Annotated in this window: 7 protein-coding genes; 4 read left to right on the top strand and 3 right to left on the bottom strand. The window is 71.1% G+C overall.

Going from position 1 to position 11,394, the window contains the following annotated elements; genetic code table 11:
- Nucleotides 1–32: 32 nt before the first annotated feature.
- The 3 genes from ACSP97_RS30265 to ACSP97_RS30255 form a co-directional block, all read right to left on the bottom strand.
- Entirely contained in the window at nt 33–1,889 is a 1,857-nt protein-coding gene (locus tag ACSP97_RS30265; RefSeq protein ID WP_440555189.1) for an HEXXH motif domain-containing protein, read from the bottom strand.
- A 36-nt stretch (nt 1,890–1,925) separates the two neighbouring features.
- Nucleotides 1,926–2,090 carry a hypothetical protein gene (locus ACSP97_RS30260; protein WP_177329975.1) on the bottom strand — a complete coding sequence of 55 codons (165 nt, stop codon included), beginning with the start codon at nt 2,088–2,090 and terminating at the stop codon, nt 1,926–1,928.
- A gap of 127 nt (nt 2,091–2,217) precedes the next feature.
- Nucleotides 2,218–3,279 (bottom strand): effector-associated domain 2-containing protein, encoded by a 1,062-nt coding sequence (locus ACSP97_RS30255; RefSeq protein ID WP_440555187.1) that lies wholly within the window; start codon nt 3,277–3,279, stop codon nt 2,218–2,220.
- A 590-nt stretch (nt 3,280–3,869) separates the two neighbouring features.
- Here ACSP97_RS30255 and ACSP97_RS30250 point away from each other — a divergent pair.
- The 4 genes from ACSP97_RS30250 (at nt 3,870) to ACSP97_RS30235 (ending at nt 11,281) form a co-directional block, all read left to right on the top strand.
- Nucleotides 3,870–5,453, top strand: a complete 1,584-nt coding sequence (locus ACSP97_RS30250; RefSeq protein ID WP_355151945.1) for a glycoside hydrolase family 27 protein — start codon at nt 3,870–3,872, stop codon at nt 5,451–5,453.
- 180 nt (nt 5,454–5,633) lie between these two features.
- Nucleotides 5,634–7,154 carry an arabinofuranosidase catalytic domain-containing protein gene (locus tag ACSP97_RS30245; protein ID WP_440555185.1) on the top strand — a complete coding sequence of 507 codons (1,521 nt, stop codon included), beginning with the start codon at nt 5,634–5,636 and terminating at the stop codon, nt 7,152–7,154.
- A 178-nt stretch (nt 7,155–7,332) separates the two neighbouring features.
- Nucleotides 7,333–8,769, top strand: a complete 1,437-nt coding sequence (locus ACSP97_RS30240) for a lectin (RefSeq protein ID WP_358269921.1) — start codon at nt 7,333–7,335, stop codon at nt 8,767–8,769.
- Nucleotides 8,770–8,872: 103 nt separating this feature from the next.
- Nucleotides 8,873–11,281, top strand: coding sequence for a ricin-type beta-trefoil lectin domain protein (locus ACSP97_RS30235; RefSeq protein WP_388294704.1), 2,409 nt, complete (start codon nt 8,873–8,875; stop codon nt 11,279–11,281).
- Nucleotides 11,282–11,394: the final 113 nt, after the last annotated feature.

Raw genomic sequence — 11,394 nt, 5'->3', positions numbered from 1 at the left:
GCCCGAACCGGACGGCCACGCGGACGGAACCGTCAGGCGCCCAGCCACGACGCCAGGCGTACCGGGTCCGCGCGGTGGCCGGTCGGTGAGCGCAGGGCGTCGTGGACGGCGCGGGCGCGTTCGGGGTGCCGCAGCAGCAGCCGGGCGGCGGCCCGGTGGGCCGGGTCGTGCGCGAGGGCACGGCCCAGACCGGCCCACGCGGACACGGGCGCGTCCCCGCCCGACAGCCGGGCGGCGAAGGCGGCACGCGCTCTGGCGTGGTCGTCGCGGGCCAGCAGCACCTCGGCCGGGTCGGCGCCCACCACCGCCCCGGGACCCCCAGGGTCGCGCCAGGCCCCGTCCGGATCGCCGAGCCGGTGCCGGGCCAGGACCGCGGCGCCGTCCATGAAGCGAACCGCGGGGTCGGGGACCAGGACGGGCGGTGCCGCGAGGGCGGACGGCGGGCGGGGATCGCCGCGGTGCCAGGCGCGGACCGCCGCCTCCACCGCCTCGGCCGGGGGCCGCAGATGGTGGGCCCGCCAGCGTGCCCGGTGGTCGTCGGCCGCCTCCTGCGCCAGCCGCAGCTCCGTCGCGGGCACCTCCTCGGCCAGCCACCCGGCACAGCGCTCGGTCAGGCACTCGACCACGTACCGCCCGAGCGGGGTCAGCCGCTCGTGCCCGCGCACCGCGGTCAGCGCGGCCCACACCTGGGCGCGCCACAGCGCGAACTCGAAGTGCGCGAGGGGCGCGTAGGCCGGGTCCGCGGTGTGCCGGTGGGCGCGCCAGAAGCGGGTCACGCCGAAGAAGGCGTAGATGCCCTGGAGCAGTCCGCCGAGCGGGCGCGGGTCGTCGCGCCAGGGTGCGTACAGCAGGGTGTCCGGCCCCTCGGGGTCTGCCGCCTCGCTCAGCTGCTCCAGGTGCATCAGCCCGCCCAGCTTGGTGTGCTGGAACTCGTGCACCAGGGTCGCGGCGAGCTGGGCGGCGTCGTCCGGCCGGGACGCCGTGACCCCGCCGAACGCGTCACCGGCCGTGCTGCTGTGCGGCCGAAACCTTTCTCTCCTGGGTGTCGGCGCCACCGACATCAGTCCGGTCCGCATCGCCTCGACGCTCCCCGGTTCGTCGCGCAGCAGGATCCGCCAGGCCTCGGCGAGCAGCGACTCCCAGTACGCCGCCTCGGCCGGGGGCAGCAGGCTGGGCCGGCTCGGGTGGGGGAACGTCCGGTAGGGGTCCAGCTCCTCCAGCACCAGGGTCTTGGTGCGTGGCCCGGCCTCCAGCGTCGTGCGGCGCACCGGTATCCAGTCTCGTTCGTGCCGCTCCCGGTCGGCGGGGACCTCGACCTCGCCGGCCGCCCCGGTGACCCACAGCCGCCCCTCGCGTCCGGTGACCCGGGCGGTGCCCCAGGGCTCGGGGGCGTCCAGCACCGCGCAGCCCAGGGTGGGCAGCGGCACCAGTCCGCGCCGTACCGGCACGGTGATGGAGAAGTCCAGCCCGGCCCGTGCCGCGACGGCCGCCGCGAGCGCGGCCAGATGGCCGAGGACGACCCAGTGCGGGGCGTCCTCGTAGGGGCGGCCCCGGATGCGGCGTACGGCGAGCGAGACCCACATGCCGGTGTTCGGGGACATCAGCACGTCCTCGCACACCTCGGGGGCCTGCCGCTGGGCGTGTTCCAGCAGGTCCCAGGCCTCGGCGAACCAGGCCAGGTCCTGCGGTCGCGCGCCGCCCCGGTCGAGTCCGTTGCGCAGCGCCCTCAGCAGCAGGAGCCTGCGGCTGCGTTCGGCGCGCAGCAGTTCCGCGATGACCGCGCCGTCGCCCTCGCCGTGGGCGAGGGCCCGGACACCTGCTGCCGAAAGCCGGTGGAACGGGAGGTGTTCCGCCGTCTGTTCCCCCGTGGTCGTGGCATCAGCGGCCACGTGTCCCCCACAGCACCCTGCTGATCACCTCGTCGCTCAGTCGAAGCGGGACGGGCTGTATGACACCGTGATGGCCTGCGGGCCGTCGATGTGGTGCAGCAGCTGCTCCAGGGACTCGGTGAACGTGCCGCCGTCCATGGAGCGCAGTGTTTCGAGGGAGATGCCCGAGAGATCGACGAGGCCGGACTCGATGGCAGGCATCGGATGCTCCACGGCTGCCAAGTCCCCTCCCGTACCTACCAGTTATGCATTACCGATGTCTCGACCAGCATGACCCAGCGCCGCACGGCCCGCAACCCTGCGACCTGTCGGGGCCCGCGAGTTCGAGTCAGCCGCAATGCCGGGCGAGTCGGGCCGCCGCGTCGTCCACCCGGTCCATCTCGACCGAGGGGCCTTCCAACAGGCGTACGGCTTCGAGTAGTTGGTCGAGGGTGCCGGGGTAGCGCAGACAGGTGCGCACGATGCCGTAGACGTCTATCCGCAGCCGGGGGTCACGGGGGCTGTTGGCCGCCACCCGGTCGCTGATGCCGTCCAGGACGAGTCCCATGCCGGTGCCGCCGCGCAGTGCCGGTACGGCCGTCAACGCGTCCACCAGTTCGGCCAGTTCGCGCAGCGGAAGGTCGGAGGGCAGCCCCGCGAGGCCGGTCACCGGGCGGCGTCCCGCGCTCCCGTCGGCGGTGCCGAGCGCCTCGCGCGGGGGCAGGCCGGCGCAGCGCCGGAGCAGGGCCAGTTCGGCCGGGGCCAGCGCGTCGTACCAGCGCTCCACCCGGGCCGCCGCGAGCCTGCCCAGGCCGTCGGAACGGTGGTGCGCGCTCACCATGCCGATCACCGCGCCCCCGCACCACACGAGCGCACCCGACATGCCCTCCCAGGGGGAGCGATGCGGTTCGCTGTCGCCGGGCGGCACCGAAACCGCCAACTCCAGGGTGCCTTCACGGCGGTTGGACAGCACGGAGACCGAGCCGGCGACATGGCAGGAGTCCCGGTACCGGCCGGGCGCGCCGGCCCCGGCGTCCTCCCGCAGCTTGAACCGGGGAAACCCCATGGCGCTGAAGGCGAGGACCACGTCCGCGTCGGGCACGGCGGCGTACCGGGGCGGCTCGACGGCGCCCCGGCCGTCCGGTACGGCCGTGATCTCCAGCAGCGCCACATCGGCGGCCGGGGCGCACAGCACCACCCGGGCGTCGGCGCCCCACTCCCCCGGCAGGTCCGCGTCGAACCGGACCCGCACCACCGTCTCCCGGCCCGCCACGACGTGCGCGGCCGTCAGCACCCAGCGGTCCCCGACCCGGTACCCGGACCCGCGCCGCCCGGGCGGACCGCCCTGCCCGGCCACCAGGACCTCCGCGACCCGCGAGGCCTCCAGCCCCTCTTCCCCCGCCGTCCTCACCCCCGTCCCCTACCCCTCGCCCCGCGGCCCTACGCGACACCGCCACGAAGCCGGAAGCGGCACCGCCCCGGGTCCTCGCGCACCCGCACGCTCACGGGTCCGCGGTCCCCAGGGCGCCCTGCACCCGGGGGTAAATCCAGACCTCCTCGCGCAAGCCCACGGCAATGCCGTCCAGACCCTTGAGTCCGCCCCCGCTGTGTGTCAGCCTCCTTTTCAACAACAGCAAACATTGCGTTTGGAATTACGAACACTTTCCGTCGGAGAGCGACACGTGTGATCACGTCCTCCGGGAGTTCGTGAGTGCCGACCGTAGAGGTGTGACCGTTGGACGCTCCCACCTCGAGGAAGGCCGACTTGGCCCCGAGGGCAGCGGACGGCCCCGGCGCGTCCTGGAGCCGACCGACCGCGCCACGCCTTCCGACGGTGAACCGGCCCGGCTCCCGCGCGTGCGCGGGTGCCCGGGTGAACCACCCCATGCGCCCCACCGGTTCCACCCCCACGAGCAACCCGCATCCGGAGGTCCACGGACGATGCCCGCACACATTCCCCCCGCACGGCGAAGGCTGCGTCATCTGGCGCGCCGGTCGCGGATGTTAGCGCTCACAGCGGCCGGCGCCCTTCTCGCGCTCGCACTTCCCCTGGTCACCGTCGGCACGGCCCAGCCCGCGGCCGCGCTGGGCAACGGCCTGGCACTGACGCCACAGATGGGGTTCAACGACTGGAACGCCTACGGCTGCAACGTCTCCGAGTCGCTCATCAAGTCCACCGCGCAGGCGATGCACACCAACGGCATGCAGGCGGCGGGCTACACGTACGTCAACATCGACGACTGCTGGATGACGCACTCCCGCGACTCCTCGGGCCGGCTGGTTCCCGATCCGGCGAAGTTCCCGGACGGCATCAAGGGGACCGCCGACTACGTCCACTCGCTCGGTCTCAAGCTGGGCATCTACGAGGACGCCGGCACCGCCACCTGCGCCGGCTATCCCGGCAGCCTCGGCCACGAGACCACCGACGCCCAGTCCTTCGCCTCCTGGGGCGTCGACTACCTGAAGTACGACAACTGCAACAACAACGGGGTGGCCGCGCAGACCCGCTACACCGCGATGCGCGACGCCCTCGCCGCGACCGGCCGGCCCATCCTGTACAGCCTGTGCAACTGGGGCCAGGACAACGTGTGGACCTGGGGCGCGAACGTCGGCAACAGCTGGCGCACCACCGGGGACATCAACGCGAGCTACTCCAGCATGCTCTCGATCTTCCACTCCAACGTGGGCCTGGCCTCCTACGCCGGCCCCGGCCACTGGAACGACCCGGACATGCTGGAGGTCGGCAACAGCGGCCTGTCGGACACCGAGGCCCGCTCGGAGTTCAGCCTGTGGGCGGAGATGGCGGCCCCGCTCATCGCCGGCACGAACCTGACCTCCGCCTCCGCCACCACGTTGGCCACCTACACCAACTCCCGTGTGATCGCGGTGGACCAGGACTCGCTGGGCAGGCAGGGGACCATGGTGTCCTCGTCGAACGGCCTGGACGTCCTGGCCAAACCGCTCGCGAACGGTGACGTGTCCGTCGTGCTGTTCAACGAGACCGGATCGACCGCGACCATCAGCACCACCGCGAACGCGGTCGGCAAGACCGGCGCCGCCGGCTACACGCTGACCGACCTGTGGTCCGGGGCGACGTCGACCACCTCGGGCACGATCAGCGCGTCGGTCCCGGCACATGGGGTTGTCATGTACCGGATGTCCGGGGGCAGCAGTACCGGCGGCGGAACCACCACGGGCGAGATCCACGCAGTGGGCGCGGGCAAGTGCCTCGACGTACCCGACTCGGCCACCACCGCGGGCACCCAGGTCCAGATCTGGACGTGCGGCGGCGGAGCCAACCAACTCTGGACGCACACCTCGTCCCAGCAGCTGACCGTCTACTCGGGCAGCTCCCAGATGTGCCTGGACGCCTACGACAACCAGACCGCCCCCGGCACCAAGGTGGAGATCTGGCAGTGCAACGGCCAGGCCAACCAGCAGTGGAGGATCAACTCCGACGGCACCATCACCGGAGTCCAGTCCGGACTCTGCCTGGACGTCACCGGAGCCTCCACCGCCAACGGGGCCCTGGCCGAACTGTGGACGTGCAACGGGCAGGACAACCAGCGGTGGAGCCTGAGTTGAGGCTGACGGAACGCCCGTAGGGACCGCCGGGCCGGGCACCGACCCCGGAGCCCGGCCCGGCGCCGGCACATCGATCCCCCGCTCGTCGCCCGGCGGCGCCCATACGCGTGTACGCCCGGTCCCGGTGCCACCCGTGTGGACGTCGTGGTTCCCCCCTCCCTCTCCTTTACAGGAGTTTCCATGCCCGACAGCAGGTCCTTCCTCCCCACCGGATTACGCCGCACCAGACCCCTCACCGTGTTCCTGCTGATCCTCGCGATGGCGGCCGTGTTCTCCGGCGGCCGGGCCGACGCGAGCGATGCCACCGCGCGGACGGCGGAGGTCAAGGCGGCCGCGGCGTCATCGCTGCCCTGCGACCTCTACGCGGCAGGCGGCACCCCTTGTATCGCCGCGCACTCCACGACCCGGGCGCTGCTCGCCGCCTACGACGGACCGCTGTACCAGGTCCAGCGTGCCTCCGACCACGCCTACCACGACGTGGGTCTGCTGTCCGCCGGCGGATACGCCGACGCGTCGGCCCAGACGTCCTTCTGTGCCGGCACCTCCTGTGTGATCAGCAAGATCTACGACCAGACCGGCCGGCACAACGACCTGCCCATCTCCTGGGGCGGCTACTGGAAGGGCCCCGGCGCCAACGGGGCCGACGTGGGTGCCGACGCCGCGGCCCTGCCCGTCACCGCGGGCGGGCACCAGGTCTTCGGTGTCAAGGTGACGCCCGGCGTCGGGTACCGGATCGACCACGCCAACGGGGCCCCCACCGGGGCGCAGCCCGAGGGCATCTACATGGTGACCTCCTCCGACAACACCAACCAGTGGTGCTGCTTCGACTACGGCAGCGGCGAGAACACCCACACGGACACCGGCAACGCCACCATGAACGCCATCTACTGGGGCAACGCCTGCTGGTTCGGCAACTGCGTCGGCACCGGCCCCTGGGTCGAGGCCGACCTGGAGAACGGCATGTTCCACACCGGGAGCGGCTCCAACAAGGACCCGAACAACCAGGGCGTCCACCATCCCTTCGTCAGCGCCTGGGAGAAGAACAACGGGACGAGCAACTTCACGCTGAAATACGGGGACGCCACCAGCGGTGGGCTGACCACCACCTATTCCGGGGGCTTACCGAGCGGATATTCGCCCATGAAGACCGACAGCTCCCTGTTGCTGGGTACGGGCGGTGACAACAGCGTGTCCGGGCAGGGCGAGTTCTTCGAGGGCGCCGTCACCTCGGGCTTCCCGTCGGACGCCACCGAGAACGCGGTGCAGGCCGCCGTCACCGCGGCCGGTTACGGCGGCGGTGCCACCGGAGGGGGCCAGGCCGGCGCGCTGCGCAACGGCAACGCCAACCGCTGTCTGGACGTCCCCGGCCTCAGCCGGACCAACGGCACCGGGACCGAGCTGTGGGACTGCAACGGCGGCGCCAACCAGCAGTGGACGCCGACCGGCGCCAAGGAACTGCGCGTCTACGGCGACAAGTGTCTGGACGACGAGGCCAACGGCACGGCGAACGGGACCCGGGCGATCATCTGGGACTGCAACGGCGGCAGCAACCAGCAGTGGAACCTCAACTCCGACGGCAGTGTCACCAACGCCAGATCCGGTCTGTGCCTGGACGCCGACGGCAACGGCACCGCCAACGGCACCACGGTCCAGCTGTGGCAGTGCACCGGAGCCGCCAACCAGAAATGGACCCGCGGCTGATCACCGGCCGGCTCCCCAGGAGGGCCGCACCTCCCCCGCCGCCCCCTGATCCTCCGGTTGCGTCCGCCCTTCATCCCGCCGATCCCCGAGGAAGAGGACCATGTATCCGTTACCCGTCTCCCCCCGGAAAGAAGCGGCGAGCAGACGCCGCTTCCCGACGGCTGCCGTCACCTGCGTGCTGGCACTGCTGGCCACGATGCTGTCGGCCGCGCTGACCTGGCCGGCGCCGGCGTCCGCGGCAGCCGTACCCCTCGTCAGCCCGGCCTCAGGACGGTGCCTCGACGTCAAGGGCGGCGTCGACACGGCGGGCACCACTCTTGAGATCTGGGACTGCAACGGCCAAGCGAACCAGGCGTTCGAGTTCACCTCGTCCGGCGAGCTGAGGACCATGGGCGGTACCCGCTGCGTGGACGCCTCCGACTCCGGCACCACGCCGGGGACCCAGGTGATCATCTGGACCTGCAACGGCCAGGCCAACCAGCAGTGGCGGCACAACTCCGACGGAACCGTCACAGGAGTGCAGTCCGGGCTGTGCCTGGACGTCGACGGCGCCGCCACCGCCAACGGGACCGCCGTCGTCCTGTGGACCTGCAACGGCCAGAGCAACCAGAAGTGGAGCACGTCGTCGACGACGCCTCCGCCGACAGGCGGCTCGCACTCCTGCGACATCTACGCCGCGGGCGGTACCCCCTGTGTGGCCGCGCACAGTACGGTCCGCGCCCTCTACGGCTCGTACAGCGGCAGCCTGTACCAGGTCAGGCGCTCGTCCGACAACGCGACGAAGGAGATCGGTGTGCGGACGCCCGGCGGCTACGCCGACGCGGCGGCGCAGGACTCGTTCTGTTCGGGCACCACCTGCGTGATCACCATGGTCCACGACCAGTCCGGGCACGGCAACGACCTCTGGTACCAGGGCTCGGCACAGGTCCCCGGGTCGAGTCAGAGCAGCCCGGCGAAGGCGACCTCGGAGTCTCTCACGGCCGGCGGCACCAAGGCTTACTCGCTGTACATCAATCCCGGCAACAGCTACTGGCGGGACGGCCATCTGACGGGTGTACCGACCGGCAGCGCGCCCGAGGGCGCCTACATGGTCACCAGCGGCACCCACGTGAACAACGGCTGCTGCTTCGACTACGGCAACAGCGAGACGACCCGCAGCGCCGACGCCGCCGGCGCCATGGACGCGATCAACTTCGGCACCGAGTGCTGGTTCGGCGGCTGCTCGGGCAGCGGGCCGTGGGTCCAGGCGGACCTCGAATGGGGCCTGTACTCCGGCGGCAGCCAGTCCTGGAACACCGGTCAGCGTGCCTTCACCAGCAAGTTCGTCACCGCGATGCTGAAGAACAACGGCACCTCGAGATTCGCCCTCAAGGGCGGTGACGCACAGTCCGGCGGACTCACCACGGTGTGGAACGGCGGACTGCCCAGCGGATACAGCCCCATGAAGAAGCAGGGGGCCATCGTGCTGGGCAGCGGCGGCGACTGCTGCAAGCCCGGCGGCGGCGCGAACCTGAGCGCCGGCACCTTCTACGAAGGGGCGATCGTCGCGGGATATCCCTCCGACGCCACGGACAACGCGGTGCAGTCCGACATCACCGCGGCCGGTTACCGCTGACACCGCGCCGCGCCTGCGACACCAGGCGGGCGGTCCTCCGGCCGGCCCGGAGGGCCGCCCGCCACCGGCACGCCACCAACCCCCCGCGAAAGGAAACCCCGCCATGTCAGCGTTCAGCCGGTTGCTCCGGCGCTTACGCACGTCGACGGCCGTGCTCGTCGGCCTCCTCCTGGCCGCCGGCGGCATGGTCGCCGGTGTCGCCGAACCCGCCCAGGCGGCCACCGCGATCACGATCAACGGCTCTTCCACGGGCCGCACGTTCGACGGCGTGGGCGCGATCAGTGGTGGCGGCGGAAACAGCCGTCTCCTGATCGACTATCCCGAGCCGCAGCGAAGCCAGATCCTGGACTACCTCTTCCGGCCCGGCTACGGCGCCTCCCTGCAGATCCTCAAGACGGAGATCGGAGGTGACACCAACTCCACCTCGGGCGCCGAGCCGAGCCACGAGCACACGCGGGGAGACCTGAACTGCGACCGGGGCTACGAGTGGTGGTTGATGGAACAGGCCACGTCACGCAACCCGAACATCAAGCTGTACGGCCTCGCCTGGGGGGCGCCCGGCTGGATCGGCAACGGCAACTTCTGGTCCTCCGACATGATCAGTTACCTGGTCGACTGGCTGGGCTGCGCCAAGCAGCACCGGCTGACCATCGACTATCTGGGCGGATGGAACGAGCGCGGCTACAACGTCTCCTGGTACGAGCGACTGCGCGCGGCGCTCGACAGCAACGGCTACGGCAGCGTCAAGATCGTCGGAGCCGACTCCGACTGGTCCATCGCGAACGACGTGAACTCCGACTCGGCCTTCGCCTCCTCGGTCGACATCATCGGCACCCACTACCCCTGCGGTTACCGCTCCGCGCAGACCGACTGCGGTGTTCCGTCGTCCGCCACCTCGTCCGGCAAGCAGCTGTGGGCCAGCGAGAACGGCTCCGACGACTACAACGCCGGTGCCAACGCGATGGCCCGAGGCATCAACCGCGGCTACATCGACGGCAGGATGACCGCGTACCTCAACTGGCCCGTGGTGGCCGCGCTCACGCCGAACCTCCCGTACCCCACCATGGGTCTCGCGCTCACCCCTCAGCCGTGGTCGGGCTACTACGCGATCGGCAAGAACGCCTGGGTGACGGCGCAGACCACCCAGTTCACCGCTCCCGGCTGGCAGTACCTCGACTCCTCCAGCGGCTACATCGGCGGCAGCCGCGGCAACGGCAGCTACGTCTCGCTGAAGTCCACGAACAGGTCCGACTACTCCACGGTCATCGAGACCATGGACGCGACCGGCGCCCAGACGCTGAACTTCAACGTCACCGGCGGTCTGTCCACCGGTACCGTCCACGTGTGGTCGACCAATGTCAACTCCGCCAACGCCGCCGACTACTTCGTCCACACCACGGACATCACGCCCTCGAACGGCGGCTTCAGCCTGACCGTGCAGCCCGGCCGTGTCTACACGATCACCACCACCACCGGCCAGGGCAAGGGCACGGCCGCCGGCCCGGCCCAGCACTCGATGAGCCTGCCCTACAGCGACGACTTCGACGGCTACACCACCGGTGCCGAAGCCAAGTACCTCATGGACTGGCAGGGCGCCTTCGAGGTCGCGGCCTGCGGCGGCGGACGCGGCGGCAAGTGCGTGCGGCAGATGAGCGCACAGGCACCGATCACCTGGGACCCGCTCACCGATCCCCACAGCATGCTCGGAGACCTCGGCTGGAGCAACTACACCGTCTCCTCCGACGTACTGCTCGAGAAGCCCGGCTACGCCGAACTCCTCGGCCGCGCGAACACGCAGAGCTACAGCGGGGCGGCCGGCCTGAACGCCTACCACCTGCGCGTGAGCGACACCGGGGCCTGGTCGCTCCTGCGCACCGGCACCGGTGGCGATTCGACCACGCTGGCCCACGGAACGACCGCGGCGATCGGCACCGGCAAGTGGCACACCCTGTCCCTGGGCTTCTCCGGCAGCACCATCACCGCCTCCGTCGACGGCACCAAGGTCGGTTCGGCCGACGACCACGGCTACGCGGGCGGACAGGTCGGCTACGCCACCGGCCAGGGCGAGACGGCGCAGTTCGACAACCTGTCCATCACCCCCGGCCAGGGCGGAGGGGGCGGCGGCACGAGCGGACCGATCACCGGCATCGGCTCCAGCCGCTGCGTGGACGTGCCCAACCAGTCCCAGGCCAACGGGACCCAGGTGCAGCTGTGGGACTGCAACGGCGGCGGCAACCAGCAGTGGACCACCACCTCGGCCGGTGAGCTGCGCGTCTACGGCGGCGACTGCCTGGACGCGGCGGGGCAGGGCACCAGCCCCGGCACCAAGGTGGACATCTACACCTGCGACGGCGGCGGCAACCAGAAGTGGACGTTCAACGCCGACGGCACGATCACCGGCAACCAGTCCGGCCTGTGCCTGGACGCCACCGGCAACGGCACCGCCAACGGCACCTTGCTGGAGCTGTGGACCTGCAACGGCGGCAGCAACCAGCAGTGGATCCACTACTGATCCCGAAGGGGCCGGTCGTCTCGGTGCGCCCGGCCCTCCCGTCCGCTCCACGACGAGTGGACGATCTCCAAAGCACGACGCCCCTGGGTCCGTAAGGCAGTCGGCTCTGTCCC

The sequence above is a fragment of the Streptomyces sp. SCPE 10 genome, from assembly GCF_051980735.1.
Lineage (GTDB): Bacteria > Actinomycetota > Actinomycetes > Streptomycetales > Streptomycetaceae > Streptomyces > Streptomyces misionensis.
This window is presented reverse-complemented; position numbering and strand designations above follow the sequence as displayed.